Origin of the sequence: Labrenzia sp. CP4 (assembly GCF_001579905.1) — a bacterium.
Lineage (GTDB): Bacteria > Pseudomonadota > Alphaproteobacteria > Rhizobiales > Stappiaceae > Roseibium > Roseibium algicola.
Window position 1 is genome coordinate 4,359,513 of the sequence record NZ_CP011927.1, and the last position, 14,617, is coordinate 4,374,129.

At 59.0% G+C, this 14,617-nt stretch carries 13 protein-coding genes; 6 read left to right on the plus strand and 7 right to left on the minus strand.

From position 1 onward, the window contains the following. Positions 1 to 41 precede the first annotated feature (41 nt). Entirely contained in the window at positions 42 to 950 is a 909-nt protein-coding gene (locus ACP90_RS20040; protein WP_062491807.1) for a phospholipase, read from the minus strand. 587 nt (positions 951 to 1,537) lie between these two features. Here ACP90_RS20040 and ACP90_RS20045 point away from each other — a divergent pair. The 4 genes from ACP90_RS20045 to ACP90_RS20060 all read left to right on the plus strand — a co-directional run bounded on the left by ACP90_RS20045 (position 1,538) and on the right by ACP90_RS20060 (position 5,542). Then, positions 1,538 to 2,242: a ParA family protein gene (locus ACP90_RS20045; protein ID WP_035908315.1), complete on the plus strand. Its 705-nt coding sequence runs from the start codon at positions 1,538 to 1,540 to the stop codon at positions 2,240 to 2,242. Between the two features lie 263 nt (positions 2,243 to 2,505). After that, positions 2,506 to 3,462 (plus strand): HlyD family efflux transporter periplasmic adaptor subunit, encoded by a 957-nt coding sequence (locus tag ACP90_RS20050; RefSeq protein ID WP_062489615.1) that lies wholly within the window; start codon positions 2,506 to 2,508, stop codon positions 3,460 to 3,462. After that, positions 3,459 to 4,397, plus strand: a complete 939-nt coding sequence (locus ACP90_RS20055; protein WP_208993376.1) for an ABC transporter ATP-binding protein — start codon at positions 3,459 to 3,461, stop codon at positions 4,395 to 4,397. Before ACP90_RS20050 ends, ACP90_RS20055 begins: the two co-directional genes overlap by 4 nt. Next, entirely contained in the window at positions 4,394 to 5,542 is a 1,149-nt protein-coding gene (locus tag ACP90_RS20060) for an ABC transporter permease (protein ID WP_062489617.1), read from the plus strand. Before ACP90_RS20055 ends, ACP90_RS20060 begins: the two co-directional genes overlap by 4 nt. A gap of 242 nt (positions 5,543 to 5,784) precedes the next feature. Here the strand turns inward: ACP90_RS20060 and ACP90_RS20065 are convergent, their stop codons facing one another. The 5 genes from ACP90_RS20065 to phnD all read right to left on the minus strand — a co-directional run bounded on the left by ACP90_RS20065 (position 5,785) and on the right by phnD (position 10,421). Next, positions 5,785 to 6,705 (minus strand): DMT family transporter, encoded by a 921-nt coding sequence (locus tag ACP90_RS20065; protein WP_023000020.1) that lies wholly within the window; start codon positions 6,703 to 6,705, stop codon positions 5,785 to 5,787. Positions 6,706 to 7,016: 311 nt separating this feature from the next. Continuing rightward, the gene (gene phnE, locus ACP90_RS20070) at positions 7,017 to 7,814 is read right to left on the minus strand and encodes a phosphonate ABC transporter, permease protein PhnE (protein ID WP_023000019.1); all 798 of its coding nucleotides are present in this window, start codon (positions 7,812 to 7,814) and stop codon (positions 7,017 to 7,019) included. After that, on the minus strand, positions 7,814 to 8,608 hold the full coding sequence (phnE, locus tag ACP90_RS20075; protein WP_023000018.1) for a phosphonate ABC transporter, permease protein PhnE: 795 nt from the start codon (positions 8,606 to 8,608) through the stop codon (positions 7,814 to 7,816). Before phnE (ACP90_RS20075) ends, phnE (ACP90_RS20070) begins: the two co-directional genes overlap by 1 nt. Then, a complete protein-coding gene (gene phnC, locus ACP90_RS20080) occupies positions 8,605 to 9,378 on the minus strand; it encodes a phosphonate ABC transporter ATP-binding protein (protein WP_062489619.1) in 774 nt (257 codons plus the stop codon). The genes phnE (ACP90_RS20075) and phnC overlap by 4 nt, the downstream gene beginning before the upstream one ends. A 65-nt stretch (positions 9,379 to 9,443) precedes the next feature. Beyond that, positions 9,444 to 10,421, minus strand: a complete 978-nt coding sequence (gene phnD, locus ACP90_RS20085) for a phosphate/phosphite/phosphonate ABC transporter substrate-binding protein (protein WP_208984471.1) — start codon at positions 10,419 to 10,421, stop codon at positions 9,444 to 9,446. Positions 10,422 to 10,652: 231 nt separating this feature from the next. Between phnD and ACP90_RS20090 the strand changes: the two genes are divergently transcribed. Continuing rightward, positions 10,653 to 11,405, plus strand: coding sequence for a response regulator transcription factor (locus tag ACP90_RS20090; protein WP_023000016.1), 753 nt, complete (start codon positions 10,653 to 10,655; stop codon positions 11,403 to 11,405). Beyond that, complete coding sequence (locus ACP90_RS20095; RefSeq protein ID WP_062489621.1) at positions 11,402 to 13,924, plus strand: ATP-binding protein; 2,523 nt, start codon at positions 11,402 to 11,404, stop codon at positions 13,922 to 13,924. Before ACP90_RS20090 ends, ACP90_RS20095 begins: the two co-directional genes overlap by 4 nt. A 34-nt stretch (positions 13,925 to 13,958) precedes the next feature. Here the strand turns inward: ACP90_RS20095 and ACP90_RS20100 are convergent, their stop codons facing one another. Then, entirely contained in the window at positions 13,959 to 14,291 is a 333-nt protein-coding gene (locus ACP90_RS20100) for a hypothetical protein (RefSeq protein WP_139314017.1), read from the minus strand. Between the last annotated feature and the right edge of the window lie 326 nt (positions 14,292 to 14,617).

A 14,617-nucleotide genomic window follows, 5' to 3' on the forward strand; every position in this document is an offset into this window, starting at 1 on the left:
ACACGAGCCAGTTTTGATCCCCAACAGTGCCGAGCCTTCGCCTAACCCAGCATCCAGTTGAGTATCAGGCGCCAGTCGGTCATGCGGATGGGGGTGCCGTGGGTGCCTGTATCGAACAGCGTAAACTTGATCGGATAGTTCGGAGCCCTGGTCTTTATCTGCTTGAAGAAGTTCGCCTGATCTTCCCAATTGTAGACTTGGTCGAGCGTCCCCTGCCCCATATAGATCGGCACGTTGCGCCCGAGTGCACCTGAAGACAGGAAGTTGGGATCCTTCGGTGAGCCAAGCAGCAGAATGCCGGAAAGCATGCTGGCATAATTGGCGTTCTTTACCAGGTTCCAGCAGATGATGCCGCCCATGGAGCCGCAGGCAACCACGACCTTGGCACGTGGCGACAGCTGCTTCTGATACTGGATCAGGGCCGCCACATCGGCCGTGCCGCGATTGTCGAAGTTCTTTATGTCGACGGTCAGGTAGGCGCCTCCGTTCCTGACCATCAGGTTCTGAACGCGGTTGAAGTTGCCACCGAACGAAACGTCGTTCATGCCCTGAAAGCGGTTGCCGCCCTGCCCGTGAATGTAGATCACGATGGCATTGGCACCACCCTTCCAGTTGCCGGTGCCCATGAATTCGACAACCCGGCCGTTGGCTTTCAGTTCTCCGCTGCCACGGCCCCGCTTCGGTTTGTAGGAGACATAGTTTCCGTAGACCCTGCGTTCGTCGACTTCGTCGCGATCGCGCAGGTCTCGCTGTTTGGAATATTCAACGACGATAAAATCGCCATCATAGAGCGTTTCTGAGACCTTCTTGTATCTGAACAGCCCATCCTTGTAAGGCTTCAAGGCCTCAGCCCACGCTGCCCCTGCCGTGCCCGCAAATGCCAACACCCCGCAAAGCAGAAGGTTCCGGATCAAGCAGGCCGGGCGGGAGTTGAGAAATCGGTGCAGCATGTGGCGTCCTTCAAGGCGCGGATCAAAGACATAATTCTGACCCCAAAGCATCTGGCGTTCAAATCAACGCGGACAAGTGCCCCGAATACCATGAGACCGATCAACAGCGGCAGACCACCGATTCAGGCACCCCTTCCGCACCGACAACCTACGCGGCACCCAAGGCGCATGCAATCGGTGGCGATCCAAAATCCGGCAGGATTTCTCCCCACCCCAGACAGAAGACGCACGAGGCGTTGCTGTTGCCGAATTCGCGTCATCCAGGCTGCCCATTGCGGCTGAACGCAGCTTTTCGCCGGACCCTTGCAAATAGTGCCAAGGCGTTTTGCTGGTCTTTATCCACAAATCCTAACGTTTGTTGAATAAGTCTGCTGCAAATTGCGAATTTAAGGATTTGGTAACCATAAAAATCCAAGACTGCCAGACAGATAGGCCTGCAATGGGTCATCGGCGACACAAGCGGATTTGCAACGGAACACTCGGGAACCCGCTGACAGATCGCCTTCAAGGTGTTGGGGCAGCTTTCGGCATGCGCTCGCAGACGCAAGTTGCTCCAGACAATGCTCGGCAAGGTCAGGAGAAGCCAGATGCCAGTCATTTCCTTCGCAAACGCAAAGGGCGGCGCCGGAAAAACCACGGCGGCTCTGTTGCTGGCGACAGAAGTCGCAGCACGGGGAAAGCGTGTCACCATCTTTGATGCGGACCCGCAGAAATGGATCTCGAAGTGGTACGAGCTGCCACGCAAGAGCCCGGGCATCAACGTCGTCAGCGAAATTTCGCCGGCCTCCATTACAGAGCAGATCACACTTGCCGCCGAAACGTCCGACTATGTGATTGTCGATCTTGAAGGAACCGAAAACCTCATTGTCGCCAACGCACTTTCAGTGTCCGACCTTGTGGTCGTGCCGATCCAGGGGTCTTCGATGGATGCGCGCGGTGGCGCCAAGATCCTGACCCTGATCAAGAAGCTGGAAAAGATCGTCCGCCACGACATCAAGCATTGCGTGGTTCTGACCCGTACCAACGCCGCGGTGACAACGCGTGCCATGAAGGCGGTCCAGGACTTCCTTTCCGCCCAGAATATCGACGTTCTTATGACCCCGATTGTGGAACGCGCCGCGTTCCGCGATCTCTTCGAATTCGGCGGCGGCCTCTCCGGCCTCGACACGTCGCTGGTCTCCGGTGTCGGCAAGGCCCGGGAAAACGCTTCGCTTTATGCCGCGGAAATCCTCGAACGGGCTATCACCGTTCCCAGGAAGCGCTGGTACAACGTGTTCAAGCGGGCGAGTTGACGGCGTTCGTTCCTGTCGTTTTTGCAAGAAAGGCTGCGGCTCAAACCGCGGCCTTTTTCGTATCGTTTGCAGAAGACCGGACCTGCACCCTCCTGCTTGGCATGCCCGGTGTTGATGCCCGGCGTTGACGCCCGGCATTGCCCCGAAGACGGCAGGTCCGAACCGGCCTCAACCAGCCATGGCACAGGCCCGCGAAGCAGGCTATGGTGGCGGCAAGACGATACCCTTCTTGCCGCATACCCTTGATCCATAGGGAGGAATTCATGTCTACACCCCGTCTGCGCAGTGTCCTCGCAGCCACCGTGTGCCTGTTTGCTGCCGGTTGTTACAGTGAAGACGGGAATGTTGCCCTTGGAAACCTCGAGCGAGACAGGGTCGCACTGACCGCAACAGCCAACGAGGTTCTGGTCGAGCTGCCTGTGCCACAAGGAACCTTCTTCAAGAAGGGCACCGTGTTGGCTCAACTGGACCCGGCCGAACAACAGGCCATCGTCGCCCAGGCGAAGGCGGAGGTGCAGAAGGCCAAGGCCAATCTCGTGAAGCTTGAAAACGGCGCCCGCGACGAGGAGATTGCCAAGGCTCGCGCCGCCGTAGCGGGTGCGAAAGCGGAGCTGGAAGATGCACAGGCTTCGTTCGGGCGCTACGACGACCTGACCGGACGCGGCACCACAAGCCAGGCACAGCTCGACAGTGCCAAGGCTGCGCGCGATGCAGCCGACGCGACCCTGAAAAGTGCGCAGGAACAACTGAAGGAGCTTGTCGCCGGCACAAGACCGGAAGACCTTGACATAGCCAAGGCCGAACTGGAAGCCGCCCAGGCAAGCCTCGCCACCCAGGAAAAGATCCTGTCCGATCTGACCATCACCGCCTCGCGTGATGGCACGCTCGACAACCTTCCCTGGAACCTTGGGGAACGGGTGACGGTCGGCAGTCCGGTCGTTGTGATGCTGGCCGGCGATGCACCCTATGCCCGCGTCTATGTTCCCGAACCGCACCGGGTGAAGGTCAAGCAGGGCGACAAGCTGGAGGTGCGAATTGACGGCCTCGACAAGCCGATCGAAGGCACTGTGCGCTGGATCAGTTCCGAAGCTTCCTTCACGCCCTATTACGCGCTCAATCAATCCGAGCGCGCCCGGTTGATGTATGTCGCCGAAGTGCAGTTGCCTGACAGCGCCAACGACCTGCCGAATGGCGTTCCGGCCCAGGTTGTTCTGCCGTGAGTTCAAACGACGGCGACATCGTGATCCGGGCCGAGGGCCTGGTGAAAAGCTTCAAGGGGTTCCGGGCGGTCGACGGGCTGGACCTGACCATCGAGCGCGGCATGATCTATGGCTTTCTCGGCCCCAACGGCTGCGGCAAGACCACGGCCATGCGCATGCTGACGGGCCTTCTCACGCCGACCGAAGGCACCGTTGAAGTGCTGGGGCTTTCCGTTCCCAAGGATGCCGAGACCCTGAAATACAAGATCGGCTACATGACCCAGGCCTTTTCGCTTTATGGCGATCTGACGGTTCTGGAGAACCTCAACTTCATGGCAACGATCTACGGCCTGCCATCGAAGCGGAAGAAACAGCGCATTGCCGAGGTCATGGAGCGATATGAATTGAGCGAGCTGGGTGACCGGTTCGCAGGCAAGATGTCCGGCGGGCAACGCCAGCGCCTGGCGCTGGCAACCGCCGTTCTGCACGAACCGCAGCTTCTGTTTCTGGACGAACCGACCTCGGCCGTTGACCCGGAGTCGCGCCGCCATTTCTGGGAACAGCTGTTCGACCTGGTCGATGGCGGAACGTCCATTGTCGTGACCACGCATTTCATGGACGAGGCGGAACGCTGCCACAAGATTGCAATCATGGAAGCAGGCCAGAAACGTGCTGACGGGGCACCGAAGGACCTGATGGCGGCAATGGGTGCCAATGTCGTGGAAATCGAAGGCCCCAACCTGCGCGAAATCCGCCGCCGGCTGCTGGGAACGGAAGGCATCATCACCGCTGCGCAGCTGGGCGCACGCCTGCGTGTTCTGGTGCGGGACGACATTACCGATCCTGAAGCGTTCCTGAAAAACAAGGACGAGACCAACGGTGCCACGTTGATCGAAAAGGTGCGCCCGAACCTGGAAGATGTCTTCGTGACGGCAACGGGAGAAGGCCGACAATGATCAGACCCCTTTCACGGATATCGGCCATCTTCTTCAAGGAACTCAGCCAGTTGCGCCGGGATCGGATGACTTTCGGCATGGTCATCATGATCCCGTTGATCCAGCTGATCCTGTTCGGCTACGCCATCAACACCAACATTCGCGATATTCCCGTAGCTGTCGTCGATCACAGCCAGACCGGGCTGAGCCGGATCCTGATCCAGATGGTGGAAGCGACCCGTGTCGTAAAGGTGACCGAACGCCTGACCAGCATCGAGGAAGCGGAAACCGCGATCAAGGCCGCGCGCGTGCGCGCCGTTTTCATCCTGCCGGACGACCTCTCCCAGAGGGTCGCCCGCTCGCCCGCCGCCAACCTGGGCACGCCGCCTTCCACCGACGAGGAAACCAGCCGCCCTGTTGCCCAGTGGATCGTCGACGGCTCCGACACCATGATCGCAGGCGCCATCAAGTCGCTGCGCAACATGCCGCTGGCCGAATTGAACCGTCAGGCCCCGAACCGGTCGACGCCGACCTTCGAGGTGGCCCTGTTCTTCAACCCGGAACAGCGTACCGCCATCAACATCGTCCCCGGTCTGGTCGGCATCATCCTGACCATGACCATGATCATGTTCACATCGGCGGCAATCGTGCGCGAACGCGAGCGCGGCAACATGGAAATGCTGATCAACACGCCGGTACGGCCGATCGAGCTGATGATCGGCAAGATCATTCCCTACATCTTCATCGGCCTATTGCAGACGGTGATCATCCTCGGGCTCGGACACCTGCTGTTCAACGTGCCTTTCGGCGACAAGATATTCGATCTCTTTGTTGGCACATTGCTTTTCATCGGAGCCAGTCTGTCACTGGGCCTGGTGCTGTCGACCATTGCCCAAAGCCAGTTGCAGGCAACCCAGATGACGGTGTTCGTGCTGCTGCCGTCCATCCTGCTGTCCGGCTTCATGTTTCCCTATGAAGGCATGCCGGTGATCGCGCAGTATATTGCCGAGGCGTTTCCGGCGACCCATTTCATGCGCATGATCAGAGGGTTCGTCCTGCGGGACGCCGGACTGCTGGAGCTGCACCGCGACGTGCTCTGGATGTGCGGGTTCTTCGTTCTGGGCATGATCGTCGCCGCTTTCCGCTTCAAGAAACGGCTGGACTGAGGAATGTTTGGCCTGAGGCCGGTTGCTTAGCCAACTGCTGTGGTGACCCGGTTTCCTTCCCCCGCCTCCCTCGCGACCTCATCCTGAGGAGCGCATTTCTGCGCGTCTCGAAGGATGGGCGGCATACTCAGGAGCAAGCGGCCCATCCTTCGAGACAGCGCTCACGCGCTTCCTCAGGATGAGGCTGTCTTATTGTGGGAAGTCCGGATAGCCGCCCGTTGGGAGCCAGACTCCCTCGCCCCCTACTTCGGCTGCGGGCCCGTATCGAAACGCGGGTTGGCGGTTTTCAGGACCGGGGTCTGTACAGAGACATTCTCCCGGCTCTCACGCCACACGACGAAGATACCCGAGGCAATGATGACTGCTGAGCCGAGGCCGACGTAGAAATCCGGTGTTTCGGAAAAGAACAGCATGCCGAACAGGCTTGCCCAGAGGATCTGGCTGTATTGCAGTGGTGCCACGACCGCGGCCGGCGCGGCCTTGTAGGCCGAAATCGTCAGGAACTGGGCAATGACCGAGAGAAAGCCGATCGCCGCCATAAGTCCGAGGTCGAGAAGCTCCACCGGCACATAGAAGACCGGCAGCGTCATCGACATGGCCATCATGGACAGGATCATCGGGTAGAGGATCAGGACGGCCGGACGTTCCTTGCCGCCGAGTTTACGCACCAGAATGGTGGAAAGCGAATTGGCGAAGGCCGCTGTCAGGGCAGCTGCATGGCCGAGGGTCAACTCCGTCACGCCGGGACGTAAAACGATTAGAACGCCGATCAAACCGACGATCACGGCAGCCCAGCGCTGCGCCCGCACGGTCTCACCAAGCAACGGTACGGACAAGGCGGTGATCAGAAGCGGCATGGCAAACAGCAATGCATAGACCTCGGCCAGCGGTAGCGCCGTAAAGGCGTAGAACCCGCAGGACATGGCGATAATGGCCAGGCCTGCCCGCGACAGCACCAGCCAGGGGTGTCTTGGACGGAAATTGTCGACTGCTTTGTCCGCCAGCATCATCATCGACATCGGCACGAAGGCAAAAAGCATCGTGAAGAAGATGATCTGAAAGACCGGATAGCTGCCACCGAGTTCCTTGATGATGGCGTCATGCGTGGAAAACAGGGCAAATGCGAGAAGCGCGGCGGCAAGTCCCTTGAGCGATTCAGTCATAGGCCGGGCCTTAATGGTGTGATGGCCGCCCGCAGAAACCGGACGGTTGCTGGGCTGGTTCCGGACGTGACGTCTTGTTTCGTCAGCCGAGCGGTGATGGCAAATCAGCGGTTGGTGGCAATGTCTTGCTTCGATCATCACTGAAACGAAGAAAAGTTCAAGAAAGGCCGCTTCGTTTCAGACGGGTTTCGGACCAAATGACGAAGAGTTTCCACAAAGCAAATGGCGCGGCAGAGGTTTCCCGCTGCCGCGCCATCATTTGCAGTTTGCCAAAACGGCTTTTCAATCCTGGCAACCGGTTCCGGCTCTTTTCAGAGGATCTTGCGCCGCAGGTAGGACGATACGACCTCTCCCACTACCACCAGGGCGATGATTGCCAGGAGCACCATGGAGACTTCCTGCCAGTTGAAGGTATCGATGGCCCCTTGCAGGATCACACCAATGCCCCCTGCCCCGACCAGCCCGAGAACCGTGGATTCCCGCAGGTTGATGTCCCAGCGCAGGATAGTCACCGCAAAGAAGGTCGGCATGACCTGGGGGACGATGGCATAGAGCACCACCTTGAAATGGCTTGCGCCGCACGCCTTCAGCGCCTCGACCGGTTTCGGATCGATTTCCTCGATGGCTTCGCCCAGAAGTTTGCCCAGGAAGCCGATGGAACGGAACATGATTGCAACGATGCCGGCAACAACACCCGGGCCGAAGATTGCCACGAACAAGAGGGCCCAGATGATCGTGTTCACCGAACGCGACGAGACCAGGATGAACCGGCCGAGCCACAGCGTCAGTGCGTTCGGCGTGGTGTTCTGCGCGGCGATATAGGCCACCGGCAAAGCCAGCACGACCGCCATAGCCGTGGCGATTGTGGCAAGGTTTACCGTCTCCCACAACGCACTCAGAATCTGGTCGAGGTGGGTCGGGTCTGGAGGCACCATGCGGCTGAAAAGATCGCCCATCTGGGTCGGCGCGTCCCACACCCACGCCCAGATGATGTTGACGCTGCCGAGGGCCCAGGCAACGACGAGTGCGGTCAGGGCAAAGTAGCCGTAGCGCTGAAACCGTTGGGCCGGCGTATAACGCGCCCAGTCTTGGAGCTGTACCTGTTCCATTATGCGATCCGCTTTCTGATTGCACCGCTGACGGCTTCGGAAATCAGGATGGCACCCACGATGACCATGGTGATGGCCAGGGCGAAGTCGTAGTCGTAGCGCCCGAATGCATTCGCCAGGGTGGCGCCGATGCCACCTGCGCCAACGATACCGACGACCGCCGAGGCTCTCAGGTTACTGTCGAGCTGATAGATGCCGAGTCCGATCTGGCGCTGCATGATCTGCGGGAACACCGCGTAAACCAGTGTGGACAGGAACGGTGCGCCCGCTGCCTTCATGGCTTCGACGGGCCCCGGATCGATTTCCTCGATCTTTTCCGCCAGCAGCTTGGCAACAAAGCCGATGGAGTAGACGATCAGCGTCAGGACACCCGCGAAGGGACCGAAACCAACCGCTTTCACGAAGATGATGGCGACAATTACCGGATGGAAGCTTCGTGCGATGATGATGACCGCCCGGCCAAAATAATAGATCGGGAGCGGTGCGATATTCCTGGCCGCCATGAAAGCGATCGGGATCGACAGCAGGATGCCGCCGACAGTTGCAAGGATCGCGATCTTCAGGCTTTCCATAAACCCGTCGATGAGCAACTCGCTGCGCTGGAAGCTGGGCGGGAAGGCCCCGCCGAAGATCCGCCCTGCACGGCTCAAGCCTTGCATCATACGGTCCCAGTCGATCGGCAGCGTCGCAAAGGTGGTCACGATATAGACCGCTATTGCGACATAAAGGCCGTAGCGCAATAGCGGGTTGGCGATGAAGGGCTGCTTGCGCCAGGTATCCCTCGCCGTACTCATGCCGCAGCGCCTTCCATCTGCCGGTCTTCGTGAGGAACACCGGCGTAGATCTCGTGCATCGCGTCCTTCGTCAGGGCATCCGGCAGATCGTCGAAAATGATCCGCCCATAGCGCATGCCGACGATACGGTCGCTGAATTCCTTGGCTTCATTGACGTTGTGAATGTTGATGATCACCGGAAGCTTCAGTTCGCGTGCGAGGTCCCGCAGCAGCGTCATGATCTGTTCCGAGGTCTTCGGGTCGAGAGAAGCTGTCGGTTCGTCGGCCAGAAGGATTTCAGGTTGCTGCATCAGCGCCCGGATAACGCCGACACGCTGGCGTTCGCCGCCTGAAAGTTCGTCCGCGCGCTTGTTGGCGTAATGGGCGATCCCGACCCGCTCCATGAGCTCATAGGCCCTGCGGATGTCTTCCTTGGGGTAACGTCTCGAAAGCGCTGCCCAGGTCGAGATGTAACCGAGGCGCCCGCTCTGGACATTTTCCATCACGGTCAGGCGGTCAACCAGATTGAAGCTCTGGAACACCATGCCGATGCGGCGGCGGCCGACGCGCAGCTCGCGCTTGCCCAGGCTGGTGAAATCGGTACCATTCAGGAAGATCTTGCCGGAGGTCGGCTCGACCAGCCGGTTGATGCAGCGAAGCAGAGTACTCTTGCCCGCACCCGAAGAGCCGATCACGGAGACGACCTCTTCACCGGGAACCTCGAGGTCCAGGTCTTTGAGCACAGGATCCCCGGCCCCGTAACGTGTCACAAGGCTTGTTATCTTTAGCATGTTTTACCTCGATTGAACCGGCCCGCCGGAGTTCAACTCACGGCGGGCCGTCAAAGCCAGTTGTCTTACTTGGCAAGACCTTGCGGCGTGTATTCAACACCGTTGCTGGCCTGGATCTGCCGGATGACAGCCCACTGATCCTTGTAGGTGATGGGGACGAACTTGCTTACGCCCTCGAATTCCTCACCCAGTTTGTTGCCCTTGAAGTCGAAGCTGAAGAACGCTTCCTTGATTTTTTCAACGAGGGCCGGGTCCAGGTCGTGGGCATAGTTGAAGGAGGTTGTCGGGAACGGATCGCTTTCCCAGACAATGCGCACTTCCTCCGGATCGTAAAGGCCACGTTCCGCCATGCGGTCAACAACTTCGGAAGCGACCGGTGCGGCGTCATAGTCGCCGGCAACCACACCCAGCATCGACTGGTCATGGGATCCGGAATAGATGACTTCATAGTCCTGATCCGGCACGACACCGAGGTCCGGGAACAGGGCCCGCGGCGCCTGGTTGCCCGAGTTGGACGTCGGAGACGTGTGCGCGATGCGCTTGCCCTTCATATCGGCAGGCGTTTTGATATCGCTATCGGCCTGGGTGTAGATCTGAAGGCGGTAGCCGAACTGACCGTCTTCGCTGCCCATGATCGCAAACGGCACAGCACCGGCGAGATTGACGGCAAAAGGCGTCGGGCCGGTCGAGAAGCCCGCGATATGCAGACGGCCGGACCGCATGGCTTCCACTTCAGCCGAATTCGACTGCACGGCGAAGAACTGCACGTCCTTGCCGGTAACGGTTTCCAGATGCTCGATGAAAGGTGCCCAGATGTCGGCGTAAACGGCCGGATCTTCAACCGGAGTGTAGGCGAAGACGAGCGTGTCCGGGTTGCTCAGTTTGGCCGGATCGGACGGGGCATCGGCGACAAGATCGCCATTGGCATCGCAGTAGATGCTATCAAGTGCACCCTGGTTCGCGCATTCAGCTGCATAAGCGGACGAAAGGGCAAAACCGGTCACAAAAGCCACGGAACCGAGCCGGGCCAGCATATTTCTCATATTTTCCTCCCATTACAGATCACTCGCGCCTCACAGCGCATCGCACCGCAAGGCTCTTGAAAGATCGACTTAAGCCTAGCGGGATGTGGCGAGGGAAAACGAGCGGCGAAGTGTTAACAGAAGCTGTTGGACAGCCCTATTTTGTTAACAGTGTTACAACCACCCATGGGCGGGTGAAACAATTGTAACGATATTCTGGTCTCGCAACCTGGTCCTTGTGTTAGACAGCTCATGAAGGTGCAAGAGAGCGACGGCATGGATGCAAGCGCGACAAGACCGGTGATTGCCATCATCGATGATGACGCGGATGTGCGCGAAACCCTGTCTGCTCTCATGGAGGCAAGCGGGTTCGAACCGGTTGCGTTTCAGGACAGCGACGGCTTCAAGGCGGCTGGCAGTCCCCAGGATTTCGACCTCGCGCTGATTGACCTGCGCCTCAAGGGCGAATCCGGTCTGACCCTTGCCATTCACATTCGCGAAACCAGCGAGCTTCCAATCGTCATGCTGACCGGTGTGGGCGACGAGATCGACAAGATCATCGGCCTTGAGACAGGCGCTGACGACTACCTGATGAAGCCGTTCAATCCACGCGAACTCGTCGCCCGCATCCGCGCGGTTCTGCGACGCTACGGGCATGGCGTTTCAGCTGCGAAAGCCGGCAAGGATCAGGAGATCATCTTCGGCGACAAGAGGGTGAACCTGAAACGCAGGGAACTGCTTGACGGCAACGGCGACGAGATTCCGCTGACCAATGCGGAATATGTCCTCCTGGAATATTTCGTGAAGAATCCGGACCGGATCATCCCCCGTACGGACCTGATGCGCGAGATCGGCAGCGACATGCAGCGCTATGTCGACCGGACCATCGATGTCCTGATCCTGAGGTTGCGCCGCAAGATCGAGAACGTCCCGTCCAAGCCCGTTCATCTGCAAACCCGCCGCGCACAGGGATATATCTTCGTCCTGCAGGCGGACGGACCATGAGCACGTCCCGGCTCCGCCAACCCAGTATCCGCTCGCTGCTGCTTTCCTCCATCGGCCTGCTTCTTGTCGTGGTCATGGTTGTCGGGGCCATTGCCCTCATCACTCTCAACAGCGCCGAAGAGCAGCTCGGCACATTTCACGACCAGACCTTGAGCGACGTTTCCGACGCCCTGGAACTTTCCGGCAACGCGTCGAAACTGGCCGCCTCCGCGCCCTTTCTGATGACGCTAAGCCCCAGCTTCCAACTGGAAAGCGAGGCCGAACGAATTCTCGCAACGCTTGATCACATCGAGACACTGGGTGGTGGCGATCCCGACCTCATCAGGCCTCTTGCCCGCATCCGGGTCGCGATCACCGATCTGGCCCGCGCAATGGTTCCACAAGGCAGGAACGCTGCAGAACTCGCACTGATCGATCAGGATCTGGAGCGCCTTCAAAAACGCTTCAGGAGGCTCGCACAATCTCGGGACCAATCGCCTGAGGACCGTCAGGACTGGTCAGCCCTGCAGCAACTGGTCATGGCGGCCATCGGTGCGTTGCGCAGTCAGGAGCTGATCAAGGTCGGCGAGCAGCAAAGCAGCTTCCGGCGTATCCGTCAGGACATTGCTTCCAATGCCCCTGCCGCCGTACGTGCCGCCTTGGCCGAGGTCGATGACGCCGTGATGCGGCGGGGCGACCTGTTCTCGCTGCGTTATGCCAGCCTCGCTGCCAAGCTCGATGCCGAAAACGCACTCTTCCGTATTCGCACAGAGCTCGCGCAGGTGAACGCCTACGCCCTTCAGAAGGTGACGGACACAAAGCTGCGGCTTCGCGATTCACGCGACAAGACAACGACCAGCATTACCTTTGCAAAGGCCGTCATTCTTGTCCTGACCGGCATCAGTTTGATTGTTGCCATCGGCTCCGCCCTGTTTGTCTCCCGCTACGTGGTTCGCAACCTGCACCAGATCACCGCAGTCATGCGGCGGCTGGCAGCAGGAGACCTGAAGGCGCGGCTCCCCAAGAAGGCAAGCTCGTCGGACGAAATCGGGCAGTTGTCAGAGGCCTTCCGCAAGTTCCGGTCCAACGCCCTGCGCCTGGAACGGAAAACCAGGGAAGTCTGGCGTCGAAACGAGCTTTTCATCACCGTTTTCCAGAACATAAGCGACGGTGTCGCGGTCCTGTCGCCAACCGGGCAGATCCTGGCCGAAAATGATCGTGTCCGGGAGTTGTTGCGCCTTGAAAGGGCTGGCCGCGGCAAACGCATGACTTTGCCGGAACTTCTGGAAAAGTCACCGTTCGAACGCCGCGCCAATGAAAACGACCGCGCCGGATTTGGCGAATACGCCGACACCACCGGCCGCGTGCTGGAAGTGCGCCAGTCGGCATTGCCCGACGGCGGCTCGGTTTGGCTGTTTTCCGAAACGACGGAACGCAAAAGGATCGACGAACGGCTGGAAGAAATCCGGCGAGTGGAAAGCCTCGGCAAGGTGACAGGCGAAGTTGCCCATGACTTCGGCAACATTCTGTCCACGATCTCCGGAAATCTTCACATGCTGGAGGGCGAGCTTAGCCCCAAGGCCTCCGTGCTGAAAGCAAGGATCAATGACGCCGTCGAACTCGGTGTTTCGCTGATCGAGAGGCTTCTGGCCTTCGCCCGCAAACAACACCTTGCCCCCATCGAAACCGATATCGCCGTGATTGCGGAAGGCATGGAAGACCTGTTGTCGATGGCCCTGCCCGAAACCGTAACGCTGACGATCAGGTGCGACGAAGGCCCGATGCATGCGCGGATCGACCCCGGCCAGCTGGAAAGCGCCATATTGAACCTGTGCGTGAATGCAGGTCAGGCCATCGAAGACCAAGGACATATCGAAATTGCCGTGACGCGGCAGACAGACGGGACGATCTCGCTATCGGTGCAGGATGATGGCTGCGGCATGGATGCAGATACGTTGCGCCAGGCCGCAGAGCCTTTCTTCAGCGCCCGCGCGAACGGTGAAGGCACGGGCCTAGGGCTGTCCATGGTGCACGGGTTCGCGCACCAGTCAGGCGGCACCATCCACATTGCATCGCAGCCGGGGCGCGGAACCTGCGTAACGTTGACCTTTCCCCAGCAGCCTCGTGGACAAACCGCCCATTCTGTCGAGACCGTGGCCGGAAACGGGATCGGGCACGCACTTGTGGTTGATGACGACCGGAGGTCGGCAGCTGCGATATCGGACCTCATGACAAGGTTCGGGTACAAGGTGACGACAGAGCATTGTTTTGAGGATGCCAAGGTCAGGATTGGCCGCGACATGCCCTATTCGATCATGGTGACGGACTTGCAGCTCGACAATGGTCACTCGGGCTGGGACCTTGTGGCGAAAGCTCTTGATGTGCACCCCGATTGCCGGGTCGTTGCCGTTTCGGGGCATCTGCCACAGGACGACCAGTTTTCAGACAGATTTCCGGAACGTTTTTCGAAGCTGCCCAAGCCGGTGGATGCGGAAGCACTGGCCGAAAAGATTGGGATGCAGCTCAACGCACCTGCCTGAGCAGGCGCGAACCGAACCGAAGGCTCGGTTCAGATCAAACGAAGACCCGTGCCAGTGTCGCGACCGCGAGCGCAGTTGCGGCCCGCTTCGGGCCTGCAAGATCCGACGTGGTTCCGCCAGGCACCATCAGGTTGATCCGGTTGAGGTCCGTTGCATCCAGATGATCGAGATCGGCCGATTTGGCGGCTTCCTCGGCCGACAGGCGGATTTCGTCGAGCATGCGCACAAGGCCCTGCCAGATATGGATAGGAGGAGCCTCGCTCGTATTGCACCAGCGAAGAATTTCATCTTCAGATACATTGAGCACCATCGCAGCCTCACTCGTATCGAGACCGAGATATGTCATCATATCACTGAAGTTACTCATTCTTTTCCCCAAGACGCTCTGCGCCCTAAACACCAGAACGTACATTTTGCACTGCAATATGGCAAAAATCCAGTTCTTTACGGGAATTGAGTTAACCAATGCGCCAGCAAAGCAGGCGGGCAGCAACGCAATGCTGCGATTCTTGGCGGTTCTCTTGGTATTTTTGGCAAGAGGGTCCCATTGCAATTGACCAGCGCACTAGGTGGAAGAGCCAATTATCTGAAATATCTGATGAAAATTGATATCGGTGGAAAACGGTCGCCTGCCCGATTGTCCGGTTCGGTTAATGATAGGTTTATCCGACCAAATCAACCTGACCAATTGTG

What these genes read in the sequence shown, in the direction of transcription:
- ACP90_RS20040 (WP_062491807.1), bottom strand. Translation starts at nt 950, where the DNA reads ATGCTGCACCGATTTCTCAACTCCCGCCCGGCCTGCTTGATCCGGAAC.
- ACP90_RS20045 (WP_035908315.1), top strand. Translation starts at nt 1,538, where the DNA reads ATGCCAGTCATTTCCTTCGCAAACGCAAAGGGCGGCGCCGGAAAAACC.
- ACP90_RS20050 (WP_062489615.1), top strand. Translation starts at nt 2,506, where the DNA reads ATGTCTACACCCCGTCTGCGCAGTGTCCTCGCAGCCACCGTGTGCCTG.
- ACP90_RS20060 (WP_062489617.1), top strand. Translation starts at nt 4,394, where the DNA reads ATGATCAGACCCCTTTCACGGATATCGGCCATCTTCTTCAAGGAACTC.
- ACP90_RS20065 (WP_023000020.1), bottom strand. Translation starts at nt 6,705, where the DNA reads ATGACTGAATCGCTCAAGGGACTTGCCGCCGCGCTTCTCGCATTTGCC.
- phnE (WP_023000019.1), bottom strand. Translation starts at nt 7,814, where the DNA reads ATGGAACAGGTACAGCTCCAAGACTGGGCGCGTTATACGCCGGCCCAA.
- phnE (WP_023000018.1), bottom strand. Translation starts at nt 8,608, where the DNA reads ATGAGTACGGCGAGGGATACCTGGCGCAAGCAGCCCTTCATCGCCAAC.
- phnC (WP_062489619.1), bottom strand. Translation starts at nt 9,378, where the DNA reads ATGCTAAAGATAACAAGCCTTGTGACACGTTACGGGGCCGGGGATCCT.
- phnD (WP_208984471.1), bottom strand. Translation starts at nt 10,421, where the DNA reads ATGAGAAATATGCTGGCCCGGCTCGGTTCCGTGGCTTTTGTGACCGGT.
- ACP90_RS20090 (WP_023000016.1), top strand. Translation starts at nt 10,653, where the DNA reads ATGAAGGTGCAAGAGAGCGACGGCATGGATGCAAGCGCGACAAGACCG.
- ACP90_RS20095 (WP_062489621.1), top strand. Translation starts at nt 11,402, where the DNA reads ATGAGCACGTCCCGGCTCCGCCAACCCAGTATCCGCTCGCTGCTGCTT.
- ACP90_RS20100 (WP_139314017.1), bottom strand. Translation starts at nt 14,291, where the DNA reads ATGAGTAACTTCAGTGATATGATGACATATCTCGGTCTCGATACGAGT.